The sequence below is a fragment of the Achromobacter pestifer genome, from assembly GCF_902859625.1.
GTDB classification, from domain to species: domain Bacteria; phylum Pseudomonadota; class Gammaproteobacteria; order Burkholderiales; family Burkholderiaceae_B; genus Achromobacter; species Achromobacter pestifer.
The window spans coordinates 564,432-583,603 of sequence record NZ_CADIJX010000001.1 but is presented as its reverse complement, the minus strand read 5'-3'; the positions used below and the strand labels follow the sequence as shown (position 1 = coordinate 583,603).

The following is a 19,172-nucleotide window of genomic DNA, read 5'->3' as shown; positions in this document are numbered from 1 at the left end:
TGATGACACGTTCCGAACCCCTCCCCCGATGCGGCTAACCCTGCTTGCCTCGCTGCCTTTGCTGGACCCGCACGCGCTGGACACCCAGGCTGACGCCGCGGCCCGCAGCCTGATGCGTGAAGGCAGCTCGGCGAACACCGCAGCCAGCTATCGCGCTGCCATCCGGTACTGGACGGCCTGGTTTGAACTTCGCTATGGCCAACCCTTCACCCTGCCCCTGCCCGAGGCCGCCGTGATCCAGTTCGTCGTGGACCACGCCCAGCGGTCGACGGACCACGGCTTGAAATGGGAACTGCCCTTGGCGCTGGATCAGGAGCTCGTCCGTCTCAAGGCGAAAGGCAGGCTTGGCGCACCCAGCCTGAACACGTTGCTGCAACGGCTGTCCGTGCTGTCCAAAGCGCATGAGCTGCTCGGACACCCCAATCCGTGCCACGCAGCAGCGGTGCGAGAATTGCTGGCCAAGACTCGCCGCGCCTACGCCCGGCGCGGCATGGCGCCCGCCAAGAAAGAAGCGCTGACCCGCGAGCCCCTGGAGGCGCTGCTGGCTACGTGCGACGACACGCTGCGGGGAATGCGGGACCGCGCCCTGTTGCTGTTCGCCTGGGCAAGTGGCGGCAGGCGCCGCTCAGAAGTCGTGCGCGCCACCGTGGAGAACACCGTACGCACCCCAGAGGGCTTTCTCTACACGCTGGCCCACTCCAAGACCAATCAGGCCGGCACCCAACGCGCTGACGACCAAAAGCCCATCATCGGGTCGGCTGCGCTGGCGCTGGACGCATGGCTGGCCGCAAGCGGCATTCGCCAGGGCCAGATCTTTCGTCGCGTGCGGCGTGGCGACGTCATCGGGGAACCTCTTGCCGCCGCCGCGGTGCGCGACATCGTGCTGGAACGCTGCAAACTGGCGGGCCTGGAAGGCGAATTTTCGGCCCACAGCCTGCGTTCGGGTTTCGTCACCGAGGCCGGCCGGCGCAATGTGCCGCTGGGCGACACCATGGCCATGACCGGCCACGCCAGCGTGGCAACGGTGATGGGCTACTTCCGCGCCGGCGCCGCCGCCCGGTCGCCCGCGGCGCGCTTGCTGGACGATCCGGATACGGACGGACAATAGATCGCTGCGGCCGGTGTCGCAATCGCTGCGACGACACGGATGAAAGATCTTTGTCATGTTTACAATCACCGTTGTCTGCGCTTGACCGGCCCCCGGCATCGCGCCCTCTCCTTCCACTAGCGGCCTCGCGCCGCGCCAGCCCTGGCCACTGAGTCCGCCCTGATCCCCATGCGAATCAACCTACGCGGGCTCGTGCTCGCGCTCACCGTGTTCAGTGCCGTCGCTGCAACAGCAAACGCCCTGTACGCCAGCTACCGCATCCAACGCGATCAGCTCATCACCAATACGCTGGAGTCAAACCGGGTGTACGCGGCCAAGCTGGCCGAAAGCACCGGCAACTTTCTGAAGGGCGCGCAACAGCAACTGGCCTACAGCGCCCGCCATGTGGCAACGCAGATGGACGCGCCACAACTGCTTGCCGCCGAAGTGATGCGCGTGCAGGAACAGACCGACAGCTTCAACTCAGTCGGTATCGTCAGCGCCGACGGCGTCATTCTGGCCACCACGCAGAACTTCCGGACATTCCTGGGCACGCGAGTCGACAGCCCCGGGAGCCGCGCGGCCCTACAAGCCCGCCAGCCGGTGATCAGCAAACCGTATGTGTCGATTGCCGGCAACATGCTCATCAATCTGTCGCATCCGATCTATACCAACGAAGGCCGCTACCTGGGCTTTCTGGCGGGCACGATCTATCTGCGCAACGAAAGCGTCTTGCAGGACCTGCTGGGCAAGCATCACTACCAGGATGGCTCGTATCTGTTCGTGGTGGACGGCGACGGTCAACTGATTTATCACATGGACGCCAGCCGGGTGGGTGAAAACGTCATGCGCAACCCGGTGGTGGCTGCGGTCACGCACGGGCAGGCAGGCGCCCAGCGGGTCATCAATACCAAGGGCGTCGACATGCTGGCGGGCTATGCGCCTGAACCCCTAAGCGGCTGGGGCATCATCGCGCAGCGGCCGGCCGTCGTGACGCTGGAACCGATCTACGACTTGATCTGGGCACTGATCGGCTACGCGGCGCCCCTGGCGCTGGCGTTCCTGCTGGCGATCTGGTGGTGTGCCCGCCTGATCTCCCTGCCCTTGTCGCAACTGGCCACCAACGTTGAGCACCAGGACATGACGGTTGCGATGCAGCGCGTGCAGTCGGTCAAGGCTTGGTACTTTGAAGCCGAGCGTCTGAAGCGCGCCGTGATCGGCAGCTTCACCAGCTTGCAGGAAACGATCGGAAAATTGAATCTGGCCAGCATCACCGACCCGTTGACCGGGTTGCGCAACCGACGCGGCACGCAGGATGCGGTCGATCATCTGGAGGCGTCACGCACGCCGTTCGCAGTGGTGGCGCTGGACATCGACCACTTCAAGCGCGTCAACGATACGTATGGCCACACGGTGGGTGACGAGGTGATACGGGGCATGGCGCGACTGATGCGGACCTGTTCACGGCCATCGGACATCCTTTGCCGCAATGGCGGCGAAGAGTTCCTGATCCTGCTGCCCAATGCCGGCACCAAAGAAGCAACCCAGGTCGCTGAGCGGCTACGCAATCGTCTGGCAGATCGACCATTGCATGGCGTGGATGGCATCACCGTGTCGGCGGGCGTCGCACAATGGCCATCATCCGGGCTGGACGTCGGGCAGGTATTCCAGGCGGCGGACGAAGCCTTGTATGCGGCCAAGCAGCAGGGGCGAAACCGCGTCGTCACTCACTCCGCGCAAGGCATGGACGCATGACGTCCCGCTCGAGCCTCGGACGAATTGGGATCTAGATTGCGATCTTCTCCCTGCAATGGGCGTGATTTTTACCGTTCCCGTGCAATGCTTTGTATTGACGTGAAATACTATTTCCCGCCTTGAACGGTTTGCGGACATCCTGGGTAAAGTCCACCCCGGCAGAAGGGTAATTACAGTATCCTGCGCAGCAATGGCTTTGCTTCCCTGGTCCGTCAGCATGTCGCGCCGTGCGTTCGCTCCAAAGTCCCTGGAACGGTATTTTTTGGTACTGGCACTGGGCGTGTTCCTGCTGGTCTCGATCCTGGCCGGCATTTTGTTGTTCCAGAACTGGAAGACCTATTCGTCTTCATCACAGGCGCGAGACGCCTTCACCGTCGTCCGCGCCACGGTCAGCATCGTGGAACTGGCCTCGGCGGAACGCGGGCCCATGAACGCAGCCCTGGGCGCCGACCTTCCGGCACCCCAATCCACGCTAGACGCATTGCAGGCCGCGCGCGCCAAGACCGACGCGCACATCGACCAACTGCTGACGCTGTATGCCCCGCCGCTACGCCCCGAACAGGCGAAAGAGCGCGTCGATCTCCTACGCATCCGCCAAGCCCTGCTCCAGGCGCGACGCAATGCCGACCAGTTGATCGCCACGCCACGCGAACAACTGACCGGTGAGGTGGTTTGGGAAACCGTCAGCGGCATGGTCCAGACCATTCCGCAATGGCAGGCCAGCATGGGCCGAAATGTGGGTACCGCCATGCGCAACGAAGTGGATGCGCCCAGCGTGCTGTCGCTGGCCATGCTGGCTAGCGAACTGCGCGAACAAGCTGGATTGCTGGGATCGATATTCACACCCGCATTGACCAAGCACCGTCAATTGACCGAGACCGAGCAGTTCCGCATCGAGCGCGTGCGCGGCCGTATTGATGAGCTCTGGGCGCTGATCAACTCGCGCATCTCAACCCGTCCTGATTTGATGGCGTCACTGATCTTCGCGCAATTGCGGCAGCGATATTTTGGCGAAGGGCTGGACTACCTGGAGCACGTCCGCCAGAACGCCACGCTTCCTGGTGGAGGCGTCCGGATCAGCACCCAGGAACTTGCGGCGACCTACGTGCCGCTGATGGGTTCGATCACTCAGTTTCGCGACGTCCTGCTCGACAGCATCAGCCAGAGCATTGAATCGCACCGCGCCGATGCGACGCGCTTGTTGCTGGTGACGCTGGCCGCCACGGCCTTGCTCGTCGCCGCGCTGGCATTGGCGCTGGTTCAGTTCCGGCGGCGGGTCATCCGGCCGTTCGGCCTGGCCACGCGCATCATCAGCGCCATCGCCAACGGGACCTCGCCCGCGCCGATCCCCGTGGGCAAATATCAGGGGGAAGTGAACGAAGTCTTCAGCGCGTTGCGCGTGTTGAAAGAGAATTCAGCCATCAAAAAGCGGCTGGAAGCCGAGCGTGACCGCCTGATCGTGGACCTGGCGAATCTGGCCGAAACCGATTACCTGACGGGCCTGCTCAACCGGCGGGCGTTCGAGACGCGCTTTGAAGCCACACGCGCGCAGTGGCAGGATCAGGGACCGGTGCTGGCGTTCATCTTGTTCGATATCGACAACTTCAAGAACATCAACGACACCTACGGACACGCCATCGGGGATCTTGCACTGAAATCGGTGGCCGAACTCTGCCCCAAGATCTGGCGTCAATCCGACATCGTTGCGCGAGTCGGCGGTGAAGAGTTCGCGGTGCTTTGCCACACCGGCAACACCGCCGAAGCCGTCGAGATGGCCGAACGCATGCGATGCGCCATTTCGGCGGAGCCGATCAAGGCTGAAGACGGCACCGTGTTCACATTGACGGCAAGCTTCGGCGTCGCCTGCGCACAGTGGGACCATGCCGCGGATGCCAGCAAGCTCTTCCACGTGGCCGATGAACTGCTCTATCAAGCCAAACTGAACGGCCGCAACCAGGTGCTGCACCGCATGTTGGATTGATGCGTGCGCGGATGTTTGCCGCGATATCAGTCCGACGGTTAAACCGTCCTATCTCTGCCGAACCTCCCCGCATCGGCACCTAGACTCCCCTCTATTCACCAACCCGCTAACTCAGCGGCTCTCTGTTTGCGACCCGCCTTTTGGCCGGCCGCAGGGGATTCTTTTACTCAACGCAACGCCACGATGATTCAAGGGGATATCCATGACCGCAGCAAGAAATACGTGCAGAGCGCTGGCCACCGTGTTGGCGGCACTGTCTACCGCAGGCGCCGCGCACGCCTCCACCACCAGCGTCACGCTCTACGGCCTGATCGACCTGGGGCTGGGGTATGAACGCCAGCGCCAAGACTCGGGCGCCTCGTCGCGCATGGGCATGAAGGATGGTACGCAGTCAGGATCTCGCTGGGGATTGCGCGGCGTGGAAGACCTGGGCAATGGCTACAGCGTGGTGTTCCGCCTGGAGAGCGGCTTTCACGCTTCGGATGGCACCCAGGGCCAAGGACGCCAGTTTGGCCGGTGGGCCTATCTGGGCCTGATAGGCGGATTCGGAGAATTGCGCGCCGGCCGCCAGCAGGTCCTGAGCGACAGCTGGGGCGGCATCTCGTCGCCTTTCGGCACCGGTTGGGCCGGCGCGGCCTCCTCCGTGACGTCGGGCTTCAACGACGGCGACTTCGGCGCCAGCGGACGAGTCAACAATTCCCTGATCTACCGCACCCCGACTTGGCAAGGTTGGCAGGCAGGCTTGGGCTACAGCTTTTCATCGCACGACGCAGACCGCTTTGCCACCGCCGACCATGACCGCGTATGGACTGCCGGGCTGCGCTATCGGGCAGGTCCTTTTTCCACCGCCCTGACTTACGAGCGCTTGAATCCGGATGCCAGCGCGTCGAATCTCAAGCGCGCCACCAATACGCAACTGGGCGCCTACTACGATTTCGATTGGGTGAAGGTGCATGCGGGCTATGGCAGCCTGCGCAATCCCAATAAGGGGCCGTCGGCGGGTTTCGACCGGATCCACTCATACGTGGGAGGGGCCAGCTTTCCGGTGGGCGGCAACGGTCGCGTACTGGGTACCTATCAACGCGCCACCCAGTCGCGGATCCGCGGATGGGGCGTGGGCTATCAATACGACCTGTCCAAGCGCACCAACCTGTATGCCTTGCAAGACCGAGTGGACCGGCGCGGATCGCATGTACTGCAAACCGTGGTGGGCATGAGGCACCTTTTCTAATCCACGCGCCCCGCCCTCTCTTGGGCGGGGCACGCCGGGTCATCGGTAGACCATGCCGCCGTCGATCAGAATGGCCTGACCCGTAACGTAGTCCGAGTCCGGACCGGCCAGATAAGACACCAGCGCGGCAACGTCTTCCGGTGTCTCGGCACGCCCCAACGCAATGCCTTCCACGAATTTCTTGTAGGTCTCGCCCTTGGCAGCGCCCGTGATTTGCGCGAAGCGCTCGTCGATCTCGACCCACATGCCAGTGCCTACAATACCCGGGCAATAGGCATTGACGGTGATGCCGCGGCTTGCGTATTCCTTGGCGGCGGCCTGAGTCAACGCACGCACCGCGAACTTGGACGCGGAATACACCCCCAGCATGGCAAACCCGTCATGGCCGGCAATCGAGCACGCATTGATAATCTTGCCCTTCTGCTTGCGTGCCAGGAACTTCTCGGCCCCAGCCTGGATACCCCACAACGTGCCTTGGACGTTGATGCGCATGATGCGGTCAACTTCCTCGGGCGTCACGTCGGAAATAGGCTGCACCTGCGCAATGCCCGCGTTGTTCACAACGATATCCAGTCCACCCAGCGTTTTTTCCGCGTGATCGACGGCAGCAAATACTTGCTGCCTATCACCAACATCCGCCACGAAAGTGGTGGCTCGGCGGCCCATCGCCTTGATTTCCTCGGCAACCGGCCCCAGCGTTTCCGGCTTCAAGTCCACCAGGCAGAGGTCTGCGCCATCACGCGCCAGCCTCAGCGCAATACCCCGGCCGATGCCAAGGCCCGCGCCCGTGACCAATGCGATTTTTCCTTGAATGGACATGGTGGTGCTCCTTCATGAGTTAAAGCAATTGCCGACGACTATCAGCCTATGCCAACCACGACGGAGCACCTTGAGATAAATCAGATACCGCGCACTACACCAGCATGGGCCAGAACGTCGGCGCAAGCTGCATCCACATTTCGGTGGACATCGCGTCAGGCCTTCGCTTGGGCAGCGCCCGACGGCGGCTGAGGGTATCGCCATGGCAGCCAAACACGATGCGGTGCGCGCACGAGGTATCGCTGACTTCAATGACGGAACCCGAGAAGCTCTTCTTGATGCGGCCCAGGAAACTGCCATATAGCGGGTGCGACGCATGGAAATTGCACACCATCATTCCGCCGGGCACCAGCGCATTGAAGCAGGCGTCGTAAAACGTGTCGGTCGTCAGTTGTGGGGGCAAGCCGTTGATGTCGTAGCCATCGACCAGCACCGCGTCATACTCATTCTGGTATTGCCCGATGAGCTTTGCGCCATCCCCTTGCAACACGGCAAAGCGGTGATCATCCTGCGGCACCAGAAAGGAATCCCGCAGGGCGATGACGTGGGGATTGATCTCGAATACGTCGATGTGGGTGGATGGCAGGTGCTGATAGCAAAACTTGGCCAGCGACCCTCCTCCCAGGCCAACCATCGCGATACGCCGAGGTTCGGGGTTGAACAGCAAGAACCCCATCATGAGGCGCGTGTATTCCAGATTGAGCGCGGACGGATCTTTCGTCCACATGCGGCTTTGTATTTCGGCATGAGAGAACATCAGCGACCGTGATGTCGTCGTGGCATAGATGAAAGGCCTAACCTGCTGATCTTGCGATGTGTTTTCAGGCATTCCAAATACTCGCTATCGGAAGAATGTAGAGGGTGCGCGTGCTGATGCGTGCGACGACAGCGCCCGGCACGACACGAGCTTGTCGCGCGCGCAGGCAAAGCGCCGCCTGCACGGGACGCGCAAGCGGAAGACATGAATTGGGGGGAAAGAGCGAAAGGGAAGCCGATAAGCTCGAACGACGCGCTTGAGCGCGCCGTTCGGAGCCAGACAATCAGGCTTGAATCAGCCCCTGCAAGGGGGCCGAGACACGGATCGGGATCGGACTGCGGAAGTCCGATGCGATGCCGTCAAGTTCGGATCATGCGGATACGCGCGATTTATCGGCGTCTTTCGGGGGATCGGTGTCTGCGGGAGCCGCGTCGATATCGGATTCCGTGTTCGCGTCGGGAGCCTTCCAGGCCAGGGGCGGAATCTCGAAGCGCCACTTTTTACCAACCAGTTGATGCGACATGAGCATTCTCCTATGCGAGGCACATGGCCTCCCCCGCCTAAGCGCCGTACTGCCAGATTCGAGCGTGCCAAGAATGCCGTGTCAGGATGCGGGGGAAGCATTCAGGAGTGGCAGCGCCGTAAAGAAATTGTCGCCCGCGCTTTTCTTATTATTTTTCGCGAGGGCTTGTTTTCTGCCAATTGAAAGATATTAACATAATTTTGACTGAAATAGCAAGCTAATTGCACGAAAAAGCCTATGAGCAGGCCTAAATGGAGCGCGGCATTGACAGCCGAGAACGATCATTCTACGATTCATTCCAATTCACCTAGAACGATCATTCTCCTTGTTTGCTCAGCCTCTCATGACATCCACGACAAGCGGGTTCGCGCCCAACTCGCCCGACAATGTGCAGGAACGATTGCTTCGGGCAACCGAACATCTCATCTATCAAGGCGGCATCAACGCCACCGGCATGGATCTGATCGTCAAGACGTCCGGCGTCGCGCGTAAAAGCCTGTACAAGCACTACCCCACCAAGGAAGCGCTGGTGGCGGCTGCCTTGCAAGCGCGCGACGAGCGCTGGATGCAATGGTTCATCACCGCCACGACACAAGCGGCGACGCCCCGCGCCCGCCTGTTGTCCATCTTCGATGCCTTGCGGGAATGGTTTGCTTCCGATGGCTTCCGAGGCTGCGCCTTCATCAACGCCGCCGGTGAAATTGGCGATCCGGCCAATCCGATCCGTGAAGTGGCCCGGCTGCACAAGGCCCGCGTGCTGGATCACGTGCTGACGCTGATGCAAGCCGCCGACTTGCCCGATCCCACTGAAACCGCCCGCCAATGGCTGGTGCTGATCGATGGCGCCATCGCCGTCGCGCTGGTGACAGGCGATCTTTCGATCACCGACAGCGCCGAACGCGCTGCCGCCGCGCTGCTGCCCGCCAACGCCTGACCCATTTCCCCTCAACGCACAAGGCCCCCGCATGACATCGACCCCTGAAGTCCGTCCGCCCCTTCCGCCCTTCACGCACCAGAGCGCCGTGCAGAAGGTTCGCCTGGCTGAAGACGGCTGGAATAGCCGTGACCCCGACAAGGTGGCTCTGGCCTATAGCCTGGATACGCAGTGGCGCAACCGCGCGGAATTCGTCAAGAACCGCGATGAGGCCCGCGGCTTCCTGGCGCGCAAATGGGCCAAAGAACTGGACTACCGGCTCATCAAGGAACTATGGGCCTACACGGGCAACCGCATTGCCGTGCGCTATGCCTACGAATGGCATGATGATTCGGGCAACTGGTTTCGCTCGTATGGCAACGAGAACTGGGAATTCGGCGAAGACGGTCTGATGATCAACCGCTATGCCTGCATCAACGATCTGCCGATCAAGGAAGCCGACCGCAAATTCCGCTGGCCGCTGGGCCGACGTCCTGACGATCATCCCGGTTTGTCAGAACTGGGCCTATAGCCCGAGGGCCGGCGCCGCGCCGGCCCATCGGCCTTATTCGTAGGCTTTCAATAGCTTGCCGAGCAGGCGGCTTAGCTGCTCCTGCTCGGTTGCGTTCAAAGGCGACAGCACGTCCGCCTGGTTGCGCAGATGCGCCACCACGGCCTCGTCAATCAACTTCAGCCCGGCCCCGGTCAACTTCACCAGCGTTGCCCGCCCGTCGTCCGGGTTTGGCGTGCGCGCAACCAGGCCGGCCTTCTCCAGCCGATCAATGCGGTTGGTCATGCTGCCCGACGAGATCATCGCGTCTTCGTATAGCGCCGTGGGCGTCAAGGCATAGGGCTTGCCGCTGCGGCGCAACGTGGCCAAGACATCGAACTCCCCCGGTTGCAAGCCAAACTCAGCGAATAGCGGATTGATCCGGTCGCGCGTGATCACCAACGCGCATTCGCCCAGCCGCCCCAGCACGCGCATGCTCGACACGTCCAGCTCAGGACGCTCGCGATTCCATTGTTCCACCGCTCGACTGGCTCTATCCAAGGTCATTCCTCCTTTTATCTTGACGTCAAGACAAAATGCAAATATCTTGACGCCAAGATAGTTTACCGGAGCGCGCCGCATGCCGCATGCGTTTTCCGGCTTTGGAGCAACCGTGTCTTTTCCCCGTTCAAACGCATGGCGCATCGCCGCCATCATCCTTGTGGGCCTGAATCTGCGGCCCGTCCTGGCTTCCGTGCCTCCCTTGCTGGATCTGGTGCAGGCCGCGACCCGCATGTCCGACACGGTCGCCGGTATGTTGACCGCCCTGCCCGTATTCGTGATGGGGCTGGGTGCGCTAAGCGTGGCACCGCTGCGCCGTCTGGTCGGAGAGCAAGCCGGTGTTGCCGTCGGCGTGGCGCTGATCGCGGCCGCCACCGCCGGCAGATTATGGGCGGGGCACACCAGTCTGATGTTGACGACAGGCATCGTCGCGGGCCTGGGTATCGCCGTCACGCAAGCCCTGTTGCCGATCTACATCAAGACCCGTTTCGCCGCGGGCAGCAGCGCCATCATGGGCATCTATTCAACCGCGATCATGGGCGGCGCGGCCGTGGCCAGCGTGGCTTCGCCGGTCATGGCGCAGCACACGGGGTGGCTGGAAGCCCTGGCCGTGTGGGCCGTGCCGGCCGCCATCGCGCTGGCCGGCTGGCTACTGGCGAACCGGGCGGCGGCCGCGCCTTCCGAAGCGCAGGCGGCGGCCAGTCCGCGACGCACGCCGCGTTCGCGCGCCTGGTTGCTGGCGGTGTTCTTTGGCCTGGGCACCGGCGCCTACACGCTGGTGCTGGCGTGGTTGCCGCCCTACTACACGGCGCTAGGATGGACTGCGGTGTCGGCTGGCCAATTGCTGGGCGCCGTGACGGTGGCGGAGATCGTCGCGGGCTTGTTGGTGTCGCTATGCATCGGCCGTCTGCCGGATCGCCGGCCGGCGCTGTTCGTGGCGATCGGCGCGCTGTTCCTGGGTTTGATCGGCCTGATCGCGTCACCCGTCGCGTTGGCATGGCCCGCGGCGATCCTGGCGGGGCTCGGTATCGGTGCGCTTTTCCCCTTGTCGCTGATCGTCGCCATGGATCATGCGGCAACTCCCACGGAAGCCGGCCGACTGGCCTCGTTCGTGCAGGGCGTGGGGTATTTGATTGCCGCGCTGTTCCCCTTTGCCGCCGGGCTGATCCGTCAGCATCTGGCCAACCTGACGCCGGCCTGGATCATCATGACGATGATCTGCGTGGTGTTGTTCAGCATGGCGATCCGCTTTCGCCCACCGCATGCGGCGCCTGTGCGTTGACCTGCTTCAAGCGATTGAACCCACAAGCGTCCGATGCCGCAAACGAAGCCGTATTGCGCTTCTCGCGGTGTTCGGCGCGTCGGATCCTACCTAGGGATTTCCCGCGATTTTCCGCATAAATATCGGCCATCGCGCAATTCTCCGCTCACCTGAAAGGTGAACGGAAGTTTGGATTTCTAGACTCCCGCATTCATTGCAATGTCAGCTTTTTTTCAGACGTTAGTCAGACAAAAGCACAACAAAGGGAGGACTAGACCAATGCAATCCAAACGCAGCGCCGTCCGGCGCGAGGCGTGGGCCGCAGGCACGATGATCGTGCTGGGCCTGGGCGCCATCGCGCAGGCATCCACATACTCACTAGGCAGTCTTGCGCGCATGGGGCCGGGCATGTTCCCGGCGATCCTGGGCGCCCTGCTCGTCATGCTGGGGTTGATCATCGCCAAGATGGCCACCTCTCCCGCCGTGACGGAAGAAGACGCGGAAGAGATCCCGCCGCCCGAATGGCGTGGCTGGGGATGCATCATCGGCGGCCTGCTCGCCTTCATCCTGGTCGGCAAGTTCGGCGGCCTGGTGCCCGCCACCTTCGTGCTCGTGTTCGTCTCGGCGATGGGCGACCGTCAGCACACCTGGCGCACCGCCGCCCTGCTTGCCGTCGGCGTGACGATACTGGGCGTCGCGGTGTTCTCGTGGGCGCTGCAATTGCAGTTTCCGTTGTTCCGCTGGGGCTGATCGATGGAAATCTTCAATAATCTGATGCACGGGTTTTCAGTTGCGTTCGCGCTGGACAACCTGATGTGGGCCGTGTTCGGCGTGTTCATGGGCAACCTGATCGGCGTGCTGCCCGGCATGGGCGTGTTGGCCGCCATTTCGATTCTGCTGCCGCTGACCTACACCATGACGCCCACGGCGGCGCTGGTGATGCTGTCTGGCATCTACTACGGCTCGCAGTACGGTGGTGGCATCACCTCCATCATGCTGAACCTGCCGGGTACCGCGTCACATGCCGTGGCCTGCCTGGACGGCAATCCGCTGGCGCGCAACGGCAAGGCTGGGTCCGCCTTGTTCATGCTGATGTTCTCGTCGTTCTGCGGTGCCTCCGTGGGCATCCTGGCGATGATCCTGTTTTCGCCGATGCTGGTGGACGTGGCCTTCAAGTTTGGCCCGGCCGAGTATTTCTCGATGATGATGTTGGGCTTGTTGGCAGGCGCCACCTTGGCCAAGGGATCGGCAATCAAGGGCGTTGCCATGGTGGTGGTCGGGTTGCTGCTTGGCGTGGTGGGCACGGACGTCAACACCGGCACGATGCGCTTTCACTTTGGCATCCTGGAATTGTCCGACGGCTTGCAGATCGTGGCGCTGGCCATGGGCCTGTTCGGCGTGGCGGACTTCCTGAAGAACATCAACCGCATCGGCGGCGACAGCAAGGTCACCACCGCGAAGATCAGCATGAAGTCCATGCGGCCCGAAGCCGGCGACATCAAGCAATCGCGCGGCGCGTTGGTGCGCGGCACGGCGATCGGCGCGGCGTTCGGCATCTTGCCTGGCACCGGCCCGACCATTGCGTCGTTCATTTCGTACGCCGTGGAAAAGAAGGTGGCACGCGAGCCGCGCCGCTTCGGCCGTGGCGCCATTGAAGGGATCGCGGGTCCGGAGGCGGCCACCAGCGCGTCGACGCAAACCAGCTTCATCCCGACGATGAGCCTGGGCATCCCTGGCGATCCCGTCATGGCGCTGATGCTGGGCGCGCTGATCATCCACGGCATCCAACCGGGTCCGCAGATGATGATCGAACACGCCGATATGTTCTGGGGGCTGATCGCCAGCTTCTGGGTCGGCAACGTGTTGCTGCTGCTGCTGAACCTGCCGCTGATCGGCATGTGGGTGCGCCTGTTGACGGTGCCTTTCCGCTACCTGTTCCCCGCCGCGCTGTTCTTTGTCTGCGTGGGGGTCTACAGCACGAACAACAATTTGTTCGACGTGGCGATGGTGACGGTGTTCGGCGCGGCGGGTTATGCGTTGATCCGCTTGCGGTTCGAGCCCGCGCCCCTGTTGCTCGGCTTTGTGCTGGGGCCGATGGTGGAAGAGAACTTCCGTCGCGCCTTGCTGCTGTCGCGCGGCGAACTGTCGATCTTCGTGTCGCGTCCGATCAGCCTGGGTTTCATCCTGGCTTGCGTCGCGCTGATCGCGCTGCTGGTCGTGTCGGCGGTGCGGCAACGCAACAAGGGACGCGCGGCCTTGCAAGAGTCTGAATCCGCCGCGTAACCCTGCGCGTGCGGCACCGATCCGGGCGATGCATGGATCATGCCGGGCTGCACGGCAAAAGGCCGGTCTCAACGAGACCGGCCTTTTTTATCTGCATGGCATCGGTGGAAAACGCGCTAGGTGTCCGGAGGTGTGGCCAGCGGGCCGGCGACATGGCCGTCGATATGCCCCAGCGGGCGGCCCGGATCCAGCCGGTCGCGGACACGCTGCTTCAATACCTTGGCCTCGGGAAAACCGCCGTCGCTTTTGCGGTCCCAGATCAGGTCGCCGTTGTAAGTGATCTGGAAGATCCCGCCGGTGCCAGGCTGCAATACGACTTCGCCCAAGTCGGTCGAGAACGTGGACAGGAGCTCTTGGGCCATCCATCCGGCGCGCAGCAGCCACTGGCACTGCGTGCAGTAGAGGATGACGATGCGGGGACGAAAGGCAGGTGTGTTCATGAGGATTATTCTACTGTGGCCGTCGCGGCCCGCGCCCGGCTGGCGCATTCATGGATAATATCGGGTTTTCCCGGGTGCGCAATGCGCCCAGAGCCTGCCATGAAGTCTGCTGCATCTTCCCAAGGCCAACGCTGGCTGATCGGTCTTTTGATGGGACTGGTTACGTTGACGCCGATGGGCATCGACATTTACCTCCCTTCCCTGCCCGCGATGGCCGAAGGCTTCGGCCAACCGGTCAGCGCGCTCCAGGCCAGCATCACCTTGTTCATTTTCGCGGTCGGGCTGGGCCAGATGCTGATCGGCCCGCTGGCTGACCGTTACGGCCGCAGACCCGTCGCGCTGGGCGGCGCGCTGGCCTATCTGGCCGGTTCCGCGCTGGGCGCCGCCGCCCCGTCGCTTGACATGTTTTATGCGGCGCGCGTCATTCAGGGACTGGGCGCGTGCTCGGCATCGTTGGTGGCGTTTGCCGCCGTGCGCGACCGCTTCAGCCCCGCGGTGGGTGCCCGCGTGTACAGCTATCTGAATGGCGCCTTGTGCACCGTGCCTGCATTGGCGCCCCTGTTGGGCGGCATTCTTGCCGTGCATGCCGGCTGGCGCAGCACGTTCGTGTTCATGGTGCTGTTCGCGCTGGCTCTGGTGCTGCTGTTGGCCCGCCGCTTCGAGGAAACCCGCGCGACGCCGACCCAACCTCACGGCGCGCTCTACAGTCTGCGCCGCTATCTGCCCATCATTACCAGTGGCAGGTTCTTGTACTTCGCGATGTTCGGGATGGCGGGCATGGCGATGATTCTGGTGTTCGTATCGGCGGCCCCCGTGGTGCTGGTGCAGCAATTGGGATATACCGAGCTGGGCTTCTCCGCCTGGTTCGGCGGCAACGCCGCCATCAATATCGCCGCCTTTTTCCTGGCGCCGACCTTCATTGCGCGCTTCGGACGCCAGACGATGGTGCGGGTCGGCATGGTGGCGCTGTTGCTGGCCTCGGCCATGCATGCCGCCGCGTGGCTGTGGGCGCCCTTGTCTGCGTGGATCTTCATGTTGCCGGTGGCCGTGCTGACGGTCGGTTTCTCGCTGGCGTTGGGATCGGGCTTGAGCTTGGCGCTGGAGCCATTCGCCGAGCGCGCCGGTACGGCTGCCGCCGTGTATGGCCTGTTTCAGATGAGCGGCTCTGCCGTCATCGCAACCTTGCTGCTGGATAGCGGCATGGCGCCACAAGCGGCGATGGCCCTGATTGGCGCAGCGATCGTGGCGCCATTGCTGTGCCTGTCACCCGGACGAAGCGGCGTGCGCTAGTATCCAGGATGCCCCCTTCCTGGAGACGACATGGCCTTGGAGACATCGGCGGATCAACCGCTGCTTCTGCGCACCGCTGAGCACGGCGTGGTGACGCTACGCATGAACCGGCCCTCGCAGTTCAACGCCTTGTCCGAAGGCCTGCTTAGCGCCTTGCAGCAAGAGATAGACGCCCTGGAGCGCGATCCCGACGTGCGGTGCGTGGTGCTGGAGTCCGCCGGCCGCGCCTTCTGCGCGGGCCATGACCTGCGGGAAATGCGCAGCCAGCCTTCGCTGGATTACTACCGGGCGTTGTTCCGAAAATGCGGCAGCGTCATGCAGGGTCTCCAGGCCTTGCCGGTGCCCGTTATCGCGAAGGTGCAGGGCATTGCCACCGCGGCCGGATGCCAGCTGGTGGCCAGCTGCGATCTGGCGGTCGCTGCCGACAATGCGCGATTTGCCGTGTCCGGCATCAACGTCGGATTGTTCTGCTCAACGCCCGCCGTGGCGCTGAGCCGCAACGTGTCGGCCAAGCGCGCCTTTGAAATGCTGGTGACGGCACGCTTCATCGATGCTGCCCAGGCCGTCGATTGGGGCCTGATCAATGACGCCGTGCCCGAAGCCGAACTGGACGCGCGGGTGCGCGCCCTGACGGGCGATATCCTGGCGAAAAGCCCTAGCGCCATCCGCTACGGCAAGCGCATGTTCTACAAGCAAAGGCAGATGGCATTGGCCGACGCCTACGATTATGCAGGCGATGTGATGGCGCGCAACATGATGGAAGCCGATGCTTGCGAAGGCATCGACGCCTTTCTGCAAAAGCGCCCGCCCCGCTGGCAGTCCTAGATCAACCAGGCCAGAGCCCAGCCGCCACCGGCGGCGGCCAGCACGACCCAGACTGGCGACCAGCGCGCGTAGACCAGCAACGCGAACAACAATAGCGCCAGGCCGAAATCCGCCTTGCTCAGGATGGCGCTGGTCCATACCGGGTCATATAGGGCGCCCAGCAAGATACCCACCACGGCGGCGTTCACGCCGGCGGCCATGTTGCGCACGCCTGGCCGGCGGCGCAGGCTTTCCCAGAACGGCAATGCGCCGGCCAACAGCAACGCGCCTGGCAGGAAGACCATCACCAGGAACACCAATCCCCCAGCCCACCCCGAGAGTGGACCGGACGACAATGTGCCCAGGAACGCGGCGAACGCGAACAAGGGGCCAGGCATGGCCTGCGCCGCGCCGTAGCCCGCCAGGAAATCAGCGTTGGACACCATGCCGCCCGACACCGCGGTGGCCTCAAGCAGGGGCAGCACGACGTGGCCGCCACCGAACACCAGTGCGCCCGCCCGATAGAAGCCGGCGATCTGCTCGGCCAGCGGCGTCCCGGCAAGCGATGCCCAGACGGGCAGCCCTGCCAGCAGCATGACAAACAACGCCAGCGCGATATAGCCTGCGCGCCGGGAGGCGCCTTGTGAGTGGTTGGCCAGGATGGGCCGGGGCGGCACGTGCAGTGCGGTGCCTCCCACCACGGCCGCGAGCAGGATGGCGCCCACTTGCCCCCAGGCCGTGGGCAGCACGACCGTCATCAGGGCAGCGGCTACCGCCAATCCGGCGCGAGGACGATCCGGACAGAGCGTGCGGCCCATGCCCCAGACGGCCTGCGCGATGATCGCCACCGCGGCCACCTGCAAGCCATGTATCACGGGCGACTGCACCAACCAGCCGAAATGCGCCAGACCCAATGCGAAACCGATCAACGCCAGCGCGGTTGGCAGCGTGAAAGCCAGCCAGGCCGCGAGCATGCCTGCCCAGCCTGCGCGCCGCAGCCCGATCGCCATGCCGACCTGACTGCTTGCCGGCCCTGGCAAGAATTGGCATAGCGCCACCAGATCCGAATAGGCGTAATCATCCAGCCAGCGGCGCCTGTCGACGAATTCCGCGCGAAAGTAAGCCAGATGCGCGACAGGTCCGCCAAACGAGGTCAGGCCCAGGCGCAGGAAGATCAGGAAGACTTCCAGACAGGAACCGCGGCCGGTGTCCTGGTGCTCGTGCGTGACGGGCCTGCTGGCGACGTGCTCGTCGTGGGGGGGCGGGTGCGGCATGGTACTGGGCTTCGCTGGCGTACGGGGCACGGGATTTTCGCCCCTTCTTCATGCTTATAGCCGGGGTACGCGCCGGTTTCAATCGGGTCTGACGGGCTTATCCCGCCATGCGCACTTCTCCGTTGGCATCGCCTTACTGCATGAATCTTCACAATTGCCGCACAAATCTCTACGGATTCGGCATTCGCGCAACGCTAGCATGCGCGATCATCCAGGCATGGCCGCATGATCCGCGCCGGCAGTCCGAACGTCAGCTTCGCGCCACGCAGTACGCCACGGCACCATAGGAACGGCCCGTAATGCTCAAGTTCGCGATCCGCATTTTCTTCGTTGCCACCATCGGCTATGTGGTGGCAACGCAGCTGGTGAATGTCAGCTTCGGCTACTTATTGGATTCGCTCAGCGCCGACCTGTCCTACCGGGCGGTGCGCGGCCAGATCTACGCCCTGCACAAGGATCTTGATCCCGTCGAGCCAGAAGCCCGCGCAGCCTATATCCAGAAAGAACTGTTGCCGCACTATGGCCTTGCCCTGACGCTGCTGCCTGACCGCGACGTCACGCCGACGACGGCGGAACAGCAACAGCTGGATCGCACGGGCTTTCTCATGCGCGACGACTACAACACCTACCTGACCCGTCTGCCCGGCGAGCCCATGCAGTGGCTGGACATCCGATTGCCGCTAGAGCCCTCGATGGAACGGTGGATCACCTGGTCCGCGTGGGCAGCGCTGAGCATGGTGTTGGCGGTGATCCTGTTGCTGGGATGGGCGCTGCCCATCTGGCGCGACCTTGACGCCTTGCGCAATGCGACACTGCGCATGGGTCAGGGCGATATGGGCGTGCGCGTGCGGCTATCCCGCATTTCGGGTATCCGCCATGTGGGCGAGAGCTTCAATCACATGGCCGAACGGATCTCCGCGCTGATCGACAACCAGCGCAGCCTGACCAACGCCGTTTCGCACGAACTGCGCACGCCGCTGGCCCGCCTGTCGTTTGAAGTCGACATGCTGGGCCACGATCAATACCTGCCCCGGCGGGGCCAGATCCTGCAAGACATGCGCGCCGACATCTCCGAACTGGAGGCGATGGTGGCCGAGCTTCTGGTCTACGCGCGGCTGGAGCGGCCCTCCGACGAGACCATGCGGCTGGAAACCGTGGACGTGTGCGATTGGCTGGGCGAAGCGCTGGCGCTTGTCGCCCATCAGGCCGACACCCGGGGCATCCAATGCCACATACGCGACGGCTATCCCGCGCACGTCAGGCTGCACCCCCGCTACATGAGCCGCGCACTATTGAATCTGGTGCAAAACGCGGTGCGCTACGCCAACCATCGCGTCGAAATCGAACTGCGGGAAACCGCTGAACACGGCTATGAACTGCTGGTGGACGATGATGGTGGCGGCATCCCCGAAGCAGACCGCGAACGGGTCTTCGACCCCTTCGTCCGATTGGACGAAAGCCGGGACCGGGGCACAGGCGGCGCCGGCCTGGGGCTGGCGATCGTCAAACGGGTGGTGGCAAGTCACGGTGGCACGATCAAGATCCTGGACAGCCCGCTGGGCGGGGCGCGGTTCGTGCTCAGCTGGCCGGGCATTGAACGGCTTTCTTTTAATCATGGCCCATAACTAAACACCATTTATGGCACTTTAGACCTGGGCCAATCGGGCGCATGATTCGGACACATGATCCCCACTCGAAAACAG

General features: G+C 63.1%; 18 protein-coding genes. 12 read left to right on the top strand and 6 right to left on the bottom strand.

The features are described from left to right. Nucleotides 1–28: 28 nt before the first annotated feature. The 4 genes from HV753_RS02655 (at nt 29) to HV753_RS02640 (ending at nt 6,054) form a co-directional block, all read left to right on the top strand. Nucleotides 29–1,108: a tyrosine-type recombinase/integrase gene (locus HV753_RS02655; RefSeq protein WP_175172867.1), complete on the top strand. Its 1,080-nt coding sequence runs from the start codon at nt 29–31 to the stop codon at nt 1,106–1,108. A 168-nt stretch (nt 1,109–1,276) separates the two neighbouring features. Then, nucleotides 1,277–2,842 (top strand): sensor domain-containing diguanylate cyclase, encoded by a 1,566-nt coding sequence (locus tag HV753_RS02650; protein ID WP_175172866.1) that lies wholly within the window; start codon nt 1,277–1,279, stop codon nt 2,840–2,842. A gap of 190 nt (nt 2,843–3,032) precedes the next feature. Beyond that, nucleotides 3,033–4,823: a GGDEF domain-containing protein gene (locus HV753_RS02645; RefSeq protein ID WP_246288127.1), complete on the top strand. Its 1,791-nt coding sequence runs from the start codon at nt 3,033–3,035 to the stop codon at nt 4,821–4,823. A gap of 202 nt (nt 4,824–5,025) precedes the next feature. Further along, nucleotides 5,026–6,054 (top strand): porin, encoded by a 1,029-nt coding sequence (locus tag HV753_RS02640; protein WP_175172865.1) that lies wholly within the window; start codon nt 5,026–5,028, stop codon nt 6,052–6,054. Nucleotides 6,055–6,093: 39 nt separating this feature from the next. Here the strand turns inward: HV753_RS02640 and HV753_RS02635 are convergent, their stop codons facing one another. From HV753_RS02635 to HV753_RS02625, 3 genes are all read right to left on the bottom strand, one after another. Beyond that, a complete protein-coding gene (locus HV753_RS02635) occupies nt 6,094–6,873 on the bottom strand; it encodes an acetoin reductase (protein ID WP_175172864.1) in 780 nt (259 codons plus the stop codon). Nucleotides 6,874–6,967: 94 nt separating this feature from the next. Next, nucleotides 6,968–7,600 (bottom strand): spermine/spermidine synthase domain-containing protein, encoded by a 633-nt coding sequence (locus HV753_RS02630; RefSeq protein ID WP_246288126.1) that lies wholly within the window; start codon nt 7,598–7,600, stop codon nt 6,968–6,970. Between the two features lie 400 nt (nt 7,601–8,000). Beyond that, nucleotides 8,001–8,153 carry a hypothetical protein gene (locus HV753_RS02625; protein WP_175172862.1) on the bottom strand — a complete coding sequence of 51 codons (153 nt, stop codon included), beginning with the start codon at nt 8,151–8,153 and terminating at the stop codon, nt 8,001–8,003. Nucleotides 8,154–8,496: 343 nt separating this feature from the next. Here HV753_RS02625 and HV753_RS02620 point away from each other — a divergent pair, with 343 nt between their 5' ends. Both HV753_RS02620 and HV753_RS02615 read left to right on the top strand, forming a co-directional pair. Then, nucleotides 8,497–9,087 carry a TetR/AcrR family transcriptional regulator gene (locus tag HV753_RS02620; RefSeq protein ID WP_175172861.1) on the top strand — a complete coding sequence of 197 codons (591 nt, stop codon included), beginning with the start codon at nt 8,497–8,499 and terminating at the stop codon, nt 9,085–9,087. 31 nt (nt 9,088–9,118) lie between these two features. Then, nucleotides 9,119–9,598, top strand: a complete 480-nt coding sequence (locus HV753_RS02615; protein ID WP_175172860.1) for a nuclear transport factor 2 family protein — start codon at nt 9,119–9,121, stop codon at nt 9,596–9,598. 33 nt (nt 9,599–9,631) lie between these two features. On the opposite strand, the gene HV753_RS02610 is transcribed toward HV753_RS02615, so the two are convergent. After that, nucleotides 9,632–10,117: a MarR family winged helix-turn-helix transcriptional regulator gene (locus HV753_RS02610; RefSeq protein ID WP_175173643.1), complete on the bottom strand. Its 486-nt coding sequence runs from the start codon at nt 10,115–10,117 to the stop codon at nt 9,632–9,634. A 112-nt stretch (nt 10,118–10,229) separates the two neighbouring features. On the opposite strand from HV753_RS02610, the gene HV753_RS02605 reads away from it, so the two are divergent. From HV753_RS02605 to HV753_RS02595, 3 genes are all read left to right on the top strand, one after another. Then, a complete protein-coding gene (locus HV753_RS02605; RefSeq protein WP_175172859.1) occupies nt 10,230–11,399 on the top strand; it encodes an MFS transporter in 1,170 nt (389 codons plus the stop codon). A gap of 258 nt (nt 11,400–11,657) precedes the next feature. Further along, the gene (locus HV753_RS02600; protein ID WP_175172858.1) at nt 11,658–12,128 is read left to right on the top strand and encodes a tripartite tricarboxylate transporter TctB family protein; all 471 of its coding nucleotides are present in this window, start codon (nt 11,658–11,660) and stop codon (nt 12,126–12,128) included. A gap of 3 nt (nt 12,129–12,131) precedes the next feature. Continuing rightward, nucleotides 12,132–13,661, top strand: coding sequence for a tripartite tricarboxylate transporter permease (locus HV753_RS02595; RefSeq protein WP_175172857.1), 1,530 nt, complete (start codon nt 12,132–12,134; stop codon nt 13,659–13,661). 116 nt (nt 13,662–13,777) lie between these two features. Here the strand turns inward: HV753_RS02595 and HV753_RS02590 are convergent, their stop codons facing one another. After that, nucleotides 13,778–14,101 (bottom strand): Rdx family protein, encoded by a 324-nt coding sequence (locus tag HV753_RS02590; protein WP_175172856.1) that lies wholly within the window; start codon nt 14,099–14,101, stop codon nt 13,778–13,780. Between the two features lie 99 nt (nt 14,102–14,200). Here HV753_RS02590 and HV753_RS02585 point away from each other — a divergent pair, with 99 nt between their 5' ends. Together HV753_RS02585 and HV753_RS02580 are read left to right on the top strand one after the other, a co-directional pair. Then, nucleotides 14,201–15,391: a multidrug effflux MFS transporter gene (locus HV753_RS02585; RefSeq protein ID WP_175172855.1), complete on the top strand. Its 1,191-nt coding sequence runs from the start codon at nt 14,201–14,203 to the stop codon at nt 15,389–15,391. 30 nt (nt 15,392–15,421) lie between these two features. Then, entirely contained in the window at nt 15,422–16,216 is a 795-nt protein-coding gene (locus tag HV753_RS02580; protein WP_175172854.1) for an enoyl-CoA hydratase, read from the top strand. Here HV753_RS02580 and chrA read toward each other — a convergent pair. After that, nucleotides 16,213–17,469, bottom strand: coding sequence for a chromate efflux transporter (chrA, locus tag HV753_RS02575; RefSeq protein ID WP_175172853.1), 1,257 nt, complete (start codon nt 17,467–17,469; stop codon nt 16,213–16,215). The two genes, HV753_RS02580 and chrA, sit on opposite strands and share 4 nt — an antisense overlap. Nucleotides 17,470–17,768: 299 nt before the next feature. Between chrA and HV753_RS02570 the strand changes: the two genes are divergently transcribed. Then, nucleotides 17,769–19,094 carry an ATP-binding protein gene (locus HV753_RS02570; protein ID WP_175172852.1) on the top strand — a complete coding sequence of 442 codons (1,326 nt, stop codon included), beginning with the start codon at nt 17,769–17,771 and terminating at the stop codon, nt 19,092–19,094. Nucleotides 19,095–19,172 lie beyond the last annotated feature (78 nt).